The 12,851-nt window shown below is 72.8% G+C and carries 12 protein-coding genes, 1 pseudogene and 1 riboswitch; of the genes and pseudogenes, 5 read left to right on the top strand and 8 right to left on the bottom strand.

The window, feature by feature from the left end:
• The first annotated feature begins 25 nt into the window (after positions 1-25).
• Together GA0070214_RS22355 and GA0070214_RS22350 are read left to right on the top strand one after the other, a co-directional pair.
• Positions 26-955 carry a GNAT family N-acetyltransferase gene (locus GA0070214_RS22355; protein WP_091267388.1) on the top strand — a complete coding sequence of 310 codons (930 nt, stop codon included), beginning with the start codon at positions 26-28 and terminating at the stop codon, positions 953-955.
• Positions 956-1,039: 84 nt separating this feature from the next.
• On the top strand, positions 1,040-1,282 hold the full coding sequence (locus GA0070214_RS22350; RefSeq protein ID WP_091267384.1) for a hypothetical protein: 243 nt from the start codon (positions 1,040-1,042) through the stop codon (positions 1,280-1,282).
• A gap of 82 nt (positions 1,283-1,364) precedes the next feature.
• Here GA0070214_RS22350 and groL read toward each other — a convergent pair whose 3' ends face one another.
• The 3 genes from groL to GA0070214_RS22335 all read right to left on the bottom strand — a co-directional run bounded on the left by groL (position 1,365) and on the right by GA0070214_RS22335 (position 4,850).
• Entirely contained in the window at positions 1,365-2,987 is a 1,623-nt protein-coding gene (groL, locus tag GA0070214_RS22345; RefSeq protein ID WP_091267381.1) for a chaperonin GroEL, read from the bottom strand.
• A 275-nt stretch (positions 2,988-3,262) separates the two neighbouring features.
• A complete protein-coding gene (locus tag GA0070214_RS22340; protein WP_091267378.1) occupies positions 3,263-4,528 on the bottom strand; it encodes a hypothetical protein in 1,266 nt (421 codons plus the stop codon).
• A 118-nt stretch (positions 4,529-4,646) separates the two neighbouring features.
• A complete protein-coding gene (locus tag GA0070214_RS22335) occupies positions 4,647-4,850 on the bottom strand; it encodes a cold-shock protein (RefSeq protein ID WP_067305333.1) in 204 nt (67 codons plus the stop codon).
• A 220-nt stretch (positions 4,851-5,070) separates the two neighbouring features.
• Between GA0070214_RS22335 and GA0070214_RS22330 the strand changes: the two genes are divergently transcribed.
• A complete protein-coding gene (locus GA0070214_RS22330; protein ID WP_091267375.1) occupies positions 5,071-5,589 on the top strand; it encodes a GNAT family N-acetyltransferase in 519 nt (172 codons plus the stop codon).
• Between the two features lie 66 nt (positions 5,590-5,655).
• Here GA0070214_RS22330 and paaN read toward each other — a convergent pair whose 3' ends face one another.
• The 4 genes and pseudogenes from paaN to GA0070214_RS22310 form a co-directional block, all read right to left on the bottom strand.
• Positions 5,656-7,329 (bottom strand): phenylacetic acid degradation protein PaaN, encoded by a 1,674-nt coding sequence (gene paaN / locus GA0070214_RS22325; protein ID WP_208602864.1) that lies wholly within the window; start codon positions 7,327-7,329, stop codon positions 5,656-5,658.
• A gap of 52 nt (positions 7,330-7,381) precedes the next feature.
• Positions 7,382-8,400 (bottom strand): annotated as a pseudogene (locus tag GA0070214_RS22320) (N-acetyltransferase family protein).
• 295 nt (positions 8,401-8,695) lie between these two features.
• Positions 8,696-9,985 (bottom strand): threonine synthase, encoded by a 1,290-nt coding sequence (gene thrC, locus GA0070214_RS22315; RefSeq protein WP_091267368.1) that lies wholly within the window; start codon positions 9,983-9,985, stop codon positions 8,696-8,698.
• 11 nt (positions 9,986-9,996) lie between these two features.
• A riboswitch (SAM riboswitch) is annotated at positions 9,997-10,129 on the bottom strand.
• Positions 10,130-10,209: 80 nt separating this feature from the next.
• Entirely contained in the window at positions 10,210-11,175 is a 966-nt protein-coding gene (locus GA0070214_RS22310) for a DMT family transporter (protein ID WP_091267365.1), read from the bottom strand.
• A 90-nt stretch (positions 11,176-11,265) separates the two neighbouring features.
• Here GA0070214_RS22310 and GA0070214_RS22305 point away from each other — a divergent pair, with 90 nt between their 5' ends.
• The gene (locus GA0070214_RS22305; RefSeq protein ID WP_091267362.1) at positions 11,266-11,571 is read left to right on the top strand and encodes an ArsR/SmtB family transcription factor; all 306 of its coding nucleotides are present in this window, start codon (positions 11,266-11,268) and stop codon (positions 11,569-11,571) included.
• A gap of 36 nt (positions 11,572-11,607) precedes the next feature.
• The gene (locus tag GA0070214_RS22300) at positions 11,608-12,246 is read left to right on the top strand and encodes a DUF4232 domain-containing protein (protein ID WP_091267358.1); all 639 of its coding nucleotides are present in this window, start codon (positions 11,608-11,610) and stop codon (positions 12,244-12,246) included.
• Between the two features lie 77 nt (positions 12,247-12,323).
• On the opposite strand, the gene GA0070214_RS22295 is transcribed toward GA0070214_RS22300, so the two are convergent.
• The gene (locus tag GA0070214_RS22295; protein WP_091267356.1) at positions 12,324-12,767 is read right to left on the bottom strand and encodes a DoxX family protein; all 444 of its coding nucleotides are present in this window, start codon (positions 12,765-12,767) and stop codon (positions 12,324-12,326) included.
• Positions 12,768-12,851 lie beyond the last annotated feature (84 nt).

Here is a 12,851-nt window from a genome sequence, read left to right as displayed (position 1 = left end):
GACCGATGGCCTAGGGTCGGCGTCCATGGACGTGGAGATCATCGAGCTGGGTCCGGACCGCCTGCCCGAGGTCGTCGACCTCTGCCGGCGCGCCCTGGACCTGCCGGAGGACGCCACCGAGGCGCCGGCAATCGTGGCCACCCTCGCCGACCGGGCGGCGGCCGACCGGCCGGTGCTGCGGCTCGGCGCGGTCCGGGGCGGCGCGCTGGTCGGGGTGCTGGTCGGCTCGCTGTCCGCGCGGGACCCGCGGCTCGGTCACGTCGACCTGGTGGCGGTGGCGCCGGAGGAGCGCCGCCAGGGGGTCGGCGGGTCGCTGCTGGCCGAGGCCGAGGCCCGGCTCGCCGGGCTCGGCGCCGACGAGCTGCTGCTGGCCGGCAACCCGCCGCACTACGCCTGGCCGGGAATCGACGTGCGCTACACGCCGGCGGTCTGCGCCGCGCTGCGGCTCGGCTACCGGCAGGACCGGACGGCCTGGAACATGACCGCCGATCTGGGCGAGGACTCGCCGGCCCTGCGCTCCACCGAGGCCGCCGAGCAGCGGCTGGCCGGCCGGGGCGTCACCGTACGCCGGGCCGAGCCGGCGGACCTGCCGGCGCTGGCCGAGTTCGCCCGGGCCACGTTCGGTGGCGCCTGGGACGGTGAGCTGGCCGGCTCGGTCGGGCGGCCGGACGCGGGCGCGCACCTGGCCGAGCGGGACGGCGAGATCCTGGGCTTCGCCGCGTACGGGTCGTCGCGACCGAGCTGGTTCGGGCCCATGGGGACCGCCCCGGCGGCCGAGGGTTCGGGGATCGGCGGGGTGCTGCTCCGGCGCTGCCTGCGCGACCAGGCGTCGGCCGGGATCGGGTCGGCGCAGATCGGCTGGGTGGGCCCGGTGCCGTTCTACTCGGGGGCGGCGGGCGCGCGGATCGAGCGCGTGTTCTTCCTGTACCGGAAGGCACTGAACGGACAGAAGTAACTAAAGTTACATAGACGGCAATAACGCCATTCGGCCTCCCCGGCATCGACCGGCGCCTACGGTCAGGGGTTAGAGGAGGCGGGCATGACCACGGATGACGAACGGACCGACGACCAGCCGGCGCGCTGGCGACCGGTCGGCGAGCTTCCCGGCCAGTTGCCGTTCGACCGGCTCGACTTCGGCGACGCCGAGCAGCTCGCGGAGATGACCGGAGCCGACGGGCCGCCCATCGAGGAACCGCTGCAACCGGTGGACGAACCGATCCGGCTCACGCCGCCCTACGACCGGGCGCACAAGCGACGCAACCAACGTCGACTGCCGACCTGAGGCACACGGCCTGAGACATACGGAAAGGGGGCGGACCGCTGACGCGGCCCGCCCCCTTTCGGCGTACTGGGTGAAGCTGGACTCAGAAGTCCATCTCCCCGCCACCCGGGCCAGCCGGGGCGGCCGGGGTCTTCTCCGGCTTGTCCGCCACGACGGCCTCGGTGGTGAGGAACAGCGCGGCGATCGAGGCGGCGTTCTGCAGGGCGGAACGCGTCACCTTGGCCGGGTCGATGATGCCCGCGGCCAGCAGGTCCACGTACTCACCGGTCGCGGCGTTGAGGCCGTGACCCGGGTCGAGGTTGCGGACCCGCTCGACGACGACGCCACCCTCGAGGCCGGCGTTGACGGCGATCTGCCGCAGCGGGGCGTCCAGCGCGATCTTGACGATCTGCGCGCCGGTCGCCTCGTCGCCGGCCAGGTCCAGCTTGTCGAAGGCGGTCTTGCCGGCCTGCACCAGCGCGACGCCACCACCCGGGACGATGCCCTCCTCGACGGCGGCCTTCGCGTTGCGGACGGCGTCCTCGATGCGGTGCTTGCGCTCCTTCAGCTCGACCTCGGTGGCCGCGCCGACCTTGATCACCGCAACACCGCCGGCCAGCTTGGCCAGGCGCTCCTGCAGCTTCTCGCGGTCGTAGTCGGAGTCGCTCTTCTCGATCTCGGCCCGGATCTGGTTGACCCGGCCCTGGATCTGCTCGGCGTCGCCGGCACCGTCGACGATGGTGGTCTCGTCCTTGGTCACCACGACCTTGCGGGCGCGGCCCAGCATGTCGAGGCTGACGGCGTCGAGCTTGAGGCCGACCTCCTCGCTGATGACCTGACCACCGGTGAGGATGGCGATGTCGGCCAGCATGGCCTTGCGGCGGTCACCGAAGCCCGGCGCCTTGACGGCGACCGACTTGAAGGTGCCGCGGACCTTGTTGACCACCAGGGTCGCCAGGGCCTCGCCCTCGATGTCCTCGGAGATGATCAGCAGCGGCTTGCCCGACTGCATGACCTTCTCGAGGATCGGGAGCAGGTCCTTCACCGAGGAGATCTTGCTGTTGACGATCAGGAGGTAGGGGTCGTCGAAGACGGCCTCCATACGCTCCGGGTCGGTCATGAAGTAGGCGGAGATGTAGCCCTTGTCGAAGCGCATGCCCTCGGTGAGCTCGAGCTCGAGGCCGAAGGTGTTGCTCTCCTCGACGGTGATGACGCCTTCCTTGCCGACCTTGTCCATCGCCTCGGCGATGATCTCGCCGACGCTGGGGTCAGCGGCGGAGATGGAGGCGGTGGAGGCGATCTGCTCCTTGGTCTCCACGTCCTTGGCGAGCTTCAGCAGCTCCTCCGAGACGTTGGCCACGGCGGCCTCGATGCCCCGCTTCAGGGCCATCGGGTTGGCGCCGGCGGCCACGTTGCGCAGACCCTCACGAACCAGGGCCTGGGCCAGGACGGTCGCCGTCGTCGTGCCGTCACCGGCCACGTCGTCGGTCTTCTTGGCGACCTCCTTGACCAGCTCGGCGCCGATCTTCTCGTAGGGGTCCTCGAGCTCGATCTCCTTGGCGATGCTCACACCATCGTTGGTGATGGTGGGGGCACCCCACTTCTTCTCGAGCACGACGTTGCGGCCCTTGGGGCCGAGGGTCACCTTCACGGCGTCGGCGAGCTGGTTCATGCCCCGCTCGAGGCCGCGGCGCGCCTCTTCGTCGAACGCGATCATCTTGGCCATACGGCGTTGTCCTCCTGGACACTCACGGGCCACCCGAGGGTTCCCCGGATGGGCCGTCTGGTGTACGCACCTTGGGGACGTCGCCACCTGGCGACGACGACGTCTCCTCGGTCGGGCCGGACAGCCCGCGACGACCGGCCCCGTGCCGCTCCGGCGCCGTTTCGACGCCGTCGCGACCGTTGCCCTACCGTCCCGACCATTGGCACTCACCGTACGCGAGTGCCAATGACTTGTTTAGCACTCTCCCTAGCCGAGTGCAAGCACGCCCGCCCCGCTCAGCCGAGTTCCGCGGCCAGCCGGGCGGCGTTCACCGGGCCTTCGTGAGCCCGCTGCTCGGCGTACGTGGCGACCAGCCCGACGAGCTGCGCCAGATAGCCCGGGGTGGCCAGCACCGCACCTGCCACGGCCAGCGCCACGGCGCCCGCCGCGGTGCCCGGAGCAGCCATCGGGTCCAGCCCGAAGACGAGCTGGTTGATCAGCCCGAGCACCCCGTCCAGCACCGCCGCGGCGATCAGCACGCAGATGACCAGCGCCACCCGGCCGAGCACCATGCCGAACCGCTGGTGGAACATCCGCCAGGCGCGGCCGATCGGCTCCTGCCGCTCGAACAGGTAGATCGGGCCGAACAGGGCGAATGCGAAGGCCGCGTAGAGACCGGGCAGCAGGCAGAAGCAGGTGCCGACCCCGATCAGCAGCGAGGCCACGATCGTCCAGCCCCAGAGGCCGAGGGCCCGGCGCAGCCCGTAGCGGAGGGCCGCACCGACCCCGACCGGCTCCCCGGCCGCCTGGCGGGCGACCACCCAGGTGCCGGCGGCCCAGCCGGTGCTCTGCAGGGGGCCGAAGATCAGGGCAGCGAGCAGCACCGCGCCGTAGAAGGCGAACACGTGCTCGAAGTAGCCGCTGGGCAGCGCCGGGGTGCCGTCGGCGCCGGCGACCGGCTGCTCGGTCGGCGCGAGGGCGAGCGAGATGACCGCGATCACCGCCGCCGGGACGGTCTGGGTCAGCAGCATGATCGGCAGGAGCTGCCGCCAGCCGCGCCGCAGCGCTCCGCCGCACCGGCTGAACCAGCCGCCGATACCCGCATACGGTGGGGTGACCAGCGGGTCCTGCGGGTCGAGACCGGGGTGCCAGCCGTAGGGCTGGCCGGGCATCGGGTAGCCGGGGTGGGCCCCGCCGGGCATGGGGTAGGGGTAGGCCGCGCCGGGCATCGGGTGGGGGTAGGCCGCGCCGGGCAGCGGAGCGGCCGGCCAGGACCAGCCCTGCGGCGGCCCGGCCGGATCCGCCGGAAACGGCCCCCAGGACTGCCCGCCGGCTCCGGGCTGGCCGGTAGCTCCGGGCTGGCCGGGCGCGGTGAACCCACCGGGGCTGGCCTGCGCGCCGGGCGCCGCGGACGGGCCGGGTTGCGCCGGCACGGCGGTCTCACCGGGGGCGGCCGGCCGGACCGCCGGGGCCGGGGTGACGGGCCGGGTCGGGTCGGCCGGGGCACCGGGCGACGCCGGGGGCACCGGCTCGGCGGAACCCGACGGGGGCAGGTCGGACATGAACCCTCCTCAGCGGCGATGGCTGGAACGGCTCATGATCTTCCACGGCGCGGGCCTGCGCCGCAGCCCCCTGGTCGGGGTGACGCGGCCGCCGATCGGGCGGCGGCCACGAAAAGGATCAGGCGATGACGCGGACCCGCTCGGCCTGCGGGCCCTTCTGGCCCTGGGCGATCTCGAACTCGACCCGCTGGCCGTCGTCCAACGCCTTGTAGCCGTCCATCTCGATCGCGGAGAAGTGGACGAAGACGTCCTGCCCGCCGTCGACGGCGATGAAGCCGTAGCCCTTTTCCGAGTTGAACCACTTCACGGTGCCCTGTGCCACGGTGCACTTCCTCACTCTGCGCGGCGTTCCACAACCCCGGGAACCGGCGGACCGGCACCGGCGAGCCACCGGTTCGGCGATCGGCAACGCTGAATCGGGTGACCGAAATCGCACGCTACACGAGGAGTGACGACCGCGCACGACCACAAATCGGGCATATTCCGGTCGCGGTACGGGCCCGGCCGGGCGCGGGTACCGGCCCTTCCGGTATGCATGCGACATGACCAGCGCGCCCACCACGACCACCACCGTCCGCCGGGTCCGCCCGGCGGACGCCGCCCGGATGCGGGCGCTCCGGCTGGAGATGCTGGCCGACTCCCCGCTGGCGTTCCTGGAGACCGTGGCCGAGGCCGCCGCCCGGCCACACGCCGAGTACGCGGCCCGGATCGCCGCCGTCTCGCGGGGCGAGCAGACGGCCCAGTTCGTCGCCGACCCGGGCGGTCGGCTGGTCGGCCACGCCGGCGGAACGGTCGCCCCGGAGGAGCCGGGGCTGACCTTGATCTACGCCGTCTACGTCACGCCCGCCTGGCGGGGCAGCGGGCTGCTCGGCGCGCTGGTGGACGAGGTGGCCGCCTGGTCCCGGGCGTGCGGCCGGCCCGAACTCATGCTGGAGGTCGTGGTCGGCAACGACCGCGCCTGCCGGGCGTACGAGAAGCTCGGCTTCGTGGACACCGGCGTGCGCGTCCCGCACCCGAGGATCCCCAACCTTTACGAACTCCAGATGCGCCGCCCCGCCTGACCCGGAGGTGTGAGAAAGGGCCCCTGCGCCACCGGAGCGTCAGCAGGGGCCCTTCCTTGCGAGACGTCAGACGTGGCGACGGCTCTGCACGATGCGGAAGCGGTTCGCCACGTACGCCCCGTCGGTCAGCGCCGAGTTCGCCGCCGCGTTCGCCCCCGAGCCGTGGAAGTCGGAGAACGCCGCCGACTGGTTGACGAACACCCCGCCGGTCAGGTTGCAGGACAGGTGCACGCCGGCGTCGATGGCCGCCGCCTCGGCCGCGTCCAGCACCGCCTCGTCGGTCGAGTAGACGCCCGCGGTCAGCGCGCCCTTCTCCCCGACGGTCGACCGGAGGATCGCCAGGCTGTGCGCGGTCGAGTCGGTCGCGATGGCGAACGAGATCGGGCCGAACCACTCGCGGGAGTAGGTCGCGGTGTCGGCCGCGTCGAGCTTCACGACGGTGGGCGTCCGCACCACGGCGTCCGGGAAGGACGGGTGCGCCACGGTCCGCGACTCCAGCACCGGCTCGCCGACCTTGGTGACCTCCTCCAGCCGCTCCAGCACGCCGTCGTTGACGATCGCGCCGGTCAGCTCGACACCGCGGGCCGGGTCGGCGGTGAGCTTGGCGACCGCACCGGCGATGCCGGCGGCCACCTCGTCGAAGCTCTTGTGGCCCTGGTCGGTCTCGATGCCGTCCCGCGGGATCAGCAGGTTCTGGGAGGTGGTGCACATCTGGCCGCTGTACAGGGTCAGCGTGAAGCCCAGGTTGCGGCACATGCCGGCGAAGTCGTCGGTGGAGTCGATCACCACCGTGTTCAGGCCGGCCTTCTCCGTGTAGACGGCGGCCTGCCGGGCGTTGGCCTCCAGCCAGTCGCCGTACTCGGTCGAGCCCGTGAAGTCGACGATCTTCACGCCGGGGTGCAGGGCCAGGGTCGAGGCGAGCTTCTCGCCGTCCGCCTCGGGGGCGAGCTGCACCAGGTTCGGGTCGAAGCCGGCCTCGGCGAGCACCTGGCGGGCGTACTTCACGGTGATGGCGAGCGGCAGGACCGCGCGCGGGTGCGGCTTGACGACCACCGGGTTGCCGGTGGCCAGCGAGGCGAAGAGACCGGGGTACGAGTTCCAGGTCGGGAAGGTGTTGCAGCCGATCACCAGCGCCACGCCGCGGGGCACCACGTGGAAGGTCTTGCTCATCCGCAGCGGGTCGCCCTTGCCGGCGGCCTTCTCCCAGCCGGCGGTGCCCGGGTGACGGGTCATCTCGGCGTACGCGTAGGCGATCGCCTCCAGCGCCCGGTCCAGCGCGTGCGCGCCGCCGGCCTGGAAGGCCATCACGAAGGCCTGGCCGCTCGTGAACTGCACGGCGTTGGCCAGCTCGAACACGTTCTTGTGCAGCCGGTCGAGGATCTCCAGGCAGACGCCCGCCCGGGCCTGCGGGCCGGCGTCGCGCCAGGCCGGCAGGGCGGCGGTGGCGGCGGCCACGAGCTGGTCGGCGCCGGCGTGCGGGTAGCGCACGTCGAGCGCCACGCCGAACGGGCTGACCTCGGTGGCGACGGTGCCGCCGTCACCGGGCTGGTCGAGCGGGAAGTCGCCGCCCAGGTACGCCTCGAAGGCGGCCTTGCCGTCGGCGGCGGCGGTCTCGCCGTAGACCCGGGGACTGGGCGACTCGGGATAGGCGGACCAGTACCCGCGCTCCGTGATCGCGGTCAGCGCCCGGTTGAGGGTCTCGGCGTGCCTGTCGTACAGGGGGTGCGGGGTCTCCGTCATGCCCGCCATCATGCAACAGCCAGGCACCAGATCAGTAGTGGCGTGTCACAAGTCAGATCGTCAGCTGCCAGTCGGTCGAGCCGGCCACCGGCCGGTAGCCGAGTTGCTCGTTGATCGCGATCATGTGGGCGTTCGTGGCCGCGTTGTAGGTGTCGATCGCGCTCAGCTCCGGCTCGTGGGCGAGCACGTGCTCCAGATTCTCGATCTTGGTGAGCAGCCCGAGCCGGCGCCCGCGGTGGTCCGGGTCGACGATGGTGATCTGCTGCCAGGCGTGCCAGGTGGTGTTGGCGGCCAGGCTGACCATGCTCCAGGCGACCAGCCGGCCGGACGCCCCGTGCACGGCCCCGGCGCTGTACCGGCGGACCCCGCGCGCGTCGAGCGCCCGCTCCGTGCCGCGGATCCGCTCGGCGTCGACCTTCTCCTGCTCCCATTCGAGGTCACCGAGGGGCGCGTCCACCAGGAGCCGCCCCTCCAGGTAGGCGACGTCGGCGACGTACTCCTCGGGGCGCGCTGCCCCCAGCGGACGACGCGGTAGCCGGCGGCGGCCGCGCGTGCCCCGGCGAGCAGGCCGGCCAGGCGCGGCCGGTCGAGGGTGGTGACGTCCAGGCGGCGGCGGACGTCGGCGAGCGCCGGCTTCGCGCCGACGGCCGCGGCGAAGGCGGCACCGGGCAACTCCCGGCCCTCCTCGCCGGGCAGGGCGGTGACGGTCGACCCGACCAGCCGCTTGCCGCCGTGCTCCCGCAGCAGCCGCAGGCCGTGCTCGTGCAGGGCGCGCCCCAACCCGCGCCGCCGGTGGGCGGGGTCCACCACCAGTTCGACGCTGGCGTTCTCGGTGTTGTCCAGCGTGTGGAGATACAGCCGCAGCCAGCCGGCGGGCACCCCGTCCAGGCGGGCCACCCACCAGCGGGTGTCGACGCCGGGCATCGGGTGCCGCAGCGGCGCCTCGAACCGTCGCCGGCACAGCGGCGGGAGGTCCGGCTCGTCCACGGCCTGGGCCGCAGCCGCCGTCCGGTACACCGCGTCGAGGGTCGCCCGGTCGGCCAGATCGAGGGGTGCCACGGAGATGCCCATGCCCGCGAGCGTGGCCCACGCACAGCGAAGGGGCCAGCGGTTTTCCGCTGGCCCCTTCGGACGTTGGTCGGGAGGGACGTCCGCACAACGCCTCCGGCGTTGGGTCGCAAGAACTTGAAAAGTCTCCGGCGGATGCCCTCCCGCACGGAGCATCTTGCGCCGTCCAATTCCTGCCGTCAAGTCCTTGTCGGCGCGTTTTCCACACTCACAGCGAAAAGCCAGTTACCCAACGGATCACCCCAATCCCCCGGTCGGGCGATCCGCCCTCCCCCGCCCGGATGAGTCCGGGATGAAGTCAGGACAGGAGGCCGGCGTCGCGGGCGGCGCGAAGGCTGGGCCGGATGCGGTGGGTGGGCCCGACCTCCGGGGCGACCGCGTCGAGGGTCTTGAGGCCCTCGCCGGTGTTGAACACCACCGTCTCGGCCGTCGGGTCGAGCCGGCCGGACTCCACCAGCTTGCGCAGCACCGCCACGGTGACGCCGCCGGCCGTCTCGGCGAAGACCCCGGTGGTGCGGGCGAGCAGCCGGATGCCGGCGCGGATCTCGTCGTCGTCGGCGTACTCCATCCAGCCGCCGGTGCGGCGCACCGCCTCCAGCGCGTAGAGGCCGGCGGCCGGGTCACCGATGTTCAGCGACTTGGCGATGCCGGTCGGCTTCACGGGGACGATGGTGTCGGTGTCGGCGTGCAGCGCGGTGGCGATCGGGTTGCAGCCGGCGGACTGCGCGCCGAACACCTTCCAGCCGCCGGCCGGCGCCTCGACCAGCCCGATCTCGACCAGCTCGGCGAACGCCTTGTCGATCTTCGTGAGCAGCTCGCCGCTGGCCATCGGGATGACCACCTGGGCCGGGAGGCGCCAGCCGAGCTGCTCGGCGACCTCGTAGCCGAGGGTCTTCGAGCCCTCCGCGTAGTAGGGCCGCACGTTCACGTTGACGAACGCGGTGTCCTCGAACTCGTCGGTCTCCACCAGCTCACCGCAGAGCCGGTTCACGTCGTCGTACGAGCCGTCGATGGCGACCAGGTCGCCACCGTAGACCGCGGTGGTCACCACCTTGCCCTGCTCCAGGTCGCTGGGGATGAAGACCACCGAGGGCACCCCGGCCCGCGCCGCGTGGGCGGCCACCGAGTTGGCCAGGTTGCCGGTGGAGGCGCAGGCGTAGCGGGTGAAGCCGAGCGCCCGGGCCGCCGTCAGCGCCACCGAGACCACCCGGTCCTTGAACGAGTGGGTCGGGTTGCCGCTGTCGTCCTTGACCCAGAGCGGGGCGGTGATCCCCAGCTCGGCGGCGAGGTGCGGGGCGGCGACCAGCCGGGTCAGCCCCGGGTCGAGGGTGACCCGGGTGGCCGGGTCCTGACCGGCGGGGAGCAGGGCGGCGTAGCGCCAGAGGTTGTTCGGTCCGGCCTCGATCTGCTCGCGGGTGACGGCGGCCAGGGCGGCGGTGTCGTAGTCGACCTCCAGCGGGCCGAAGCACTCGTAACAGGCGTGCTGGGCGGCCAGCGGGTAGCGCGCCGAGCAGGCGCGGCAGACCAGGGCGCGGGCCGGGCTGAGGCTGGTGTCGATGCCGGAGGTGGCGGGGATCGTCGACGTCATGTCGAGGGTTCCTCTCATCTTTCCCCGCATCGCCGGGTGCGGCGGGGACGGAATTGGCACCTGCCCGCCGTCGCTCGTCGTCGAGCGCGCGGGTGGTTGCCGGGGCGTCATCGGGCCGTATCCCTCAGCCCCTCTGGATGAGGTATGCAGTTGTGCCGCCGAGTCTATGCGCGCGCCGCGGCGCTGCCGAGCCGGGTTCCCACGGTGTGAGCCCCCGGCCCGGGTCAGCGCGCGACGACGGCGACCGGCTCGACCACCGCGGGGTGGTCGGTCACCGCGACCACCGCCGGGCCGGCGGGCGCCTTCCGGGTACGGGTGACGAGGTTCGCGGCCACCAGGGCGGCCACGGTCAGCCCGGCGCCGACCAGCTCCACCGCGCCCGGCCGGTAGCCGCGCAGGAGCTGGACCGCGAACGTGATCACCGGCACCAGGTTCATGAACAGCGCGGCGTCGGCGGGCCCGAGCCGGCGCACGCCGGTGTTCCAGGCCAGGCCCGCGACGACGGCGGCGATCAGCACCGCGTACGCGAGCTGGGGCGAGACCGCGACGAGATCGGCGGCGGCCGGCGCGTGCTGGAGCCCGGTGAGATCGGCGACCGCGCTGACGACGAACAGGGCGAGCGCGCCGGCGACGGAGGTCAGCGTGGTGTAGCGCAGCGGCGACCACTCGGGGAACCGGCTCGCCCCGTGGGTGTAGAACGCCCAGCCGAGCACCGCGCCGACCATGAGCAGCCCGCCCAGGCCGAACTCGCCCAGCCCGTCGAGCCGGCCACGGGTGATCACCAGGCCGACGCCGACGAGCGCGACCAGGGAGAGGCCGAGCAGCGCGGGCCGGGGCCGTACGCCGTCCCGCGCCCAGCGAACCAGTTGGGTGACCACCGGCACGGTGGCGGCGAACAGGGCGACCTGCTGCGGCGCGGCCATCCCGAGCGCGAGGTTGGTGAGCGTGTTGAAGCCGGCGAAGCCGAGCGCGCCGAGCAGCAGCACCTCGGTCCCGCGCCGCGCAGTGCCCAGCGCGGCCACCCCTTCCCGGGCCAGGAGCAGGGCCACCAGCACGACGGTGGCGAGCAGGTACCGGGCGGTGGTCAGGTTGAGCGCGTCCACCCGGGTGAGCGCGCTGGCCAGCACGGGGAACATGACGCCCCAGCTGACCACGGCGAAGAACGGGAAGGCGGCGGAACGGAAACGCATCGCGGCTCCAATGTTCGAGTATCGTCGAACCAACCGAGCCGACTCTAGGAGGTTGTTCGACGGATGTCGAACATGGGTTACGCTGGTCACATGGAGCTGCACGAACCCGAACTGCGCGACGTCCCGGTCACCGCCGTGCTGGCCGCCCTGGCCGACGACGTCCGGCTGCAGATCGTGCGCGCCCTCGCCGAGGGCGGCGAGTACGCGTGCGGCACCTTCGAGTTCGGGGTCTCCAAGGCGACTCGCAGCCACCACCTCAAGGTGCTGCGCGAGGCCGGCCTGACCCGGACCCGGGTGGCGGGCACGAGCCGCTACGTGCGGTTGCGCCGCGAGGAGCTGCAGCGCCTCTACCCGGGGCTGCTCGACGCGGTCCTCGCCGCACCCGCCCGCGCCTGACCCCGCCACGGTCGCTGCGCCTGACATGATCGTCGGGTGAAGACGGCGGCCGCACGGATCGGAACCCTGGCGGGCGTGGCCCTGCTCACCGCCTGCGCGCCCGCGCCGACGCCTCACCCCGTGTCCGCACCAGCCCCGCCCACGCCGCCGCCCAGCACGTCACCGCCCCCGCCGGCCTGCTCGCCCGAGGGGATCCGCATCACCGAGCTCGGGGTGAGCGCCGCCATGGGCTTGCGGGCCATGGGCCTGGAACTGCTCAACTGCGGCAACCGGCCGTACGTGCTGCGCGGTTACCCCGCGCCGAGCCTCCGGGACGCCGACGGGAAGCCGATCGCGGTCCAGATCATTCCCGGCGCCCGCCCGATCACCTCCGGCTTCGACCAGCCGCCCGCCCGGATCGTCCTGCGCCCCGGCGAGCGGGCCGGCGCCGCGCTGCTCTGGCGCAACCTGGTCACCGACCCCACGGTGGTGGCGAGCAACGGGGCCCACCTCGACGTCGCCCCGCTGCCGGGCCGGCCGACGTACCCGGTCGAGCTGGACGGGCCGATCGACCTCGGCAACACCGGCCGCCTCGGGGTGAGCGCCTGGAAGCGCCACAACGGCACCTCCTCGACGCAACCACCCGCCCCGAGCGGCCCACCCTCCACGGCACCGACCCCCGACAGCCGCCTCTGAGACCCCGCAATTGAGATCTTGGTAGCAAGCGTCCCCCAGAGGGGCCACTTCCTACCAAGATCGCGGGACGGGTCCGGTCAGGCGGGGACGGACGGGCGGGTCGTCGGGTCGGCCACGATGGCGCGGCGCCTCGGGAGGAGGGCGTCCAGGGCCCAGCTGCCCGGGCCGAGCACCGCCACGAGCAGGAACGACCAGCAGAAGAGCGCCGCCAGCTCGCCGCCGTTGTGCAGCGGCAGCGGGTGGTCCGGCTGGTGCACCACGAAGTACGCGTACGCCATCGAGCCGGAGGCGAGGAGCGCGGCGGGCCGGGTGAGCAGACCGGCGAGCACCAGCGCGCCGCAGACGAGCTGGATCAGAGCCGCCCACCAGCCGGGCCACTCGGCGAAGGGGACCGCTGTGCCGGTCATCGGGTTGCCGCCGAGGACGCCGAAGAGCGACGCCGCGCCGTGGCAGAGGAAAAGCACGCCGGTGACCATGCGGAAGAGCGCGAGTACGGGACCGTTCAGCCGTGCCGAAACCATCGTGACCTCCTGAAACGTGGTGGACGTAGCCTCAGGATGACCGACGACTTTATCGAAGTTAATAAATTCTTTGTTAACGGGATG

It is taken from the genome of Micromonospora chaiyaphumensis, assembly GCF_900091435.1.
GTDB classification, from domain to species: Bacteria; Actinomycetota; Actinomycetes; order Mycobacteriales; family Micromonosporaceae; genus Micromonospora; species Micromonospora chaiyaphumensis.
The sequence above is the reverse complement of the archived record's forward strand: the minus strand, read 5'-3'. Positions and strand labels throughout refer to the sequence as shown.

Excerpts from the sequence above, each read along its gene's own strand:
- GA0070214_RS22355 (WP_091267388.1), top strand. The coding sequence starts at position 26 with ATGGACGTGGAGATCATCGAGCTGGGTCCGGACCGCCTGCCCGAGGTC.
- GA0070214_RS22350 (WP_091267384.1), top strand. The coding sequence starts at position 1,040 with ATGACCACGGATGACGAACGGACCGACGACCAGCCGGCGCGCTGGCGA.
- groL (WP_091267381.1), bottom strand. The coding sequence starts at position 2,987 with ATGGCCAAGATGATCGCGTTCGACGAAGAGGCGCGCCGCGGCCTCGAG.
- GA0070214_RS22340 (WP_091267378.1), bottom strand. The coding sequence starts at position 4,528 with ATGTCCGACCTGCCCCCGTCGGGTTCCGCCGAGCCGGTGCCCCCGGCG.
- GA0070214_RS22330 (WP_091267375.1), top strand. The coding sequence starts at position 5,071 with ATGACCAGCGCGCCCACCACGACCACCACCGTCCGCCGGGTCCGCCCG.
- paaN (WP_208602864.1), bottom strand. The coding sequence starts at position 7,329 with ATGACGGAGACCCCGCACCCCCTGTACGACAGGCACGCCGAGACCCTC.
- thrC (WP_091267368.1), bottom strand. The coding sequence starts at position 9,985 with ATGACGTCGACGATCCCCGCCACCTCCGGCATCGACACCAGCCTCAGC.
- GA0070214_RS22310 (WP_091267365.1), bottom strand. The coding sequence starts at position 11,175 with ATGCGTTTCCGTTCCGCCGCCTTCCCGTTCTTCGCCGTGGTCAGCTGG.
- GA0070214_RS22305 (WP_091267362.1), top strand. The coding sequence starts at position 11,266 with ATGGAGCTGCACGAACCCGAACTGCGCGACGTCCCGGTCACCGCCGTG.
- GA0070214_RS22295 (WP_091267356.1), bottom strand. The coding sequence starts at position 12,767 with ATGGTTTCGGCACGGCTGAACGGTCCCGTACTCGCGCTCTTCCGCATG.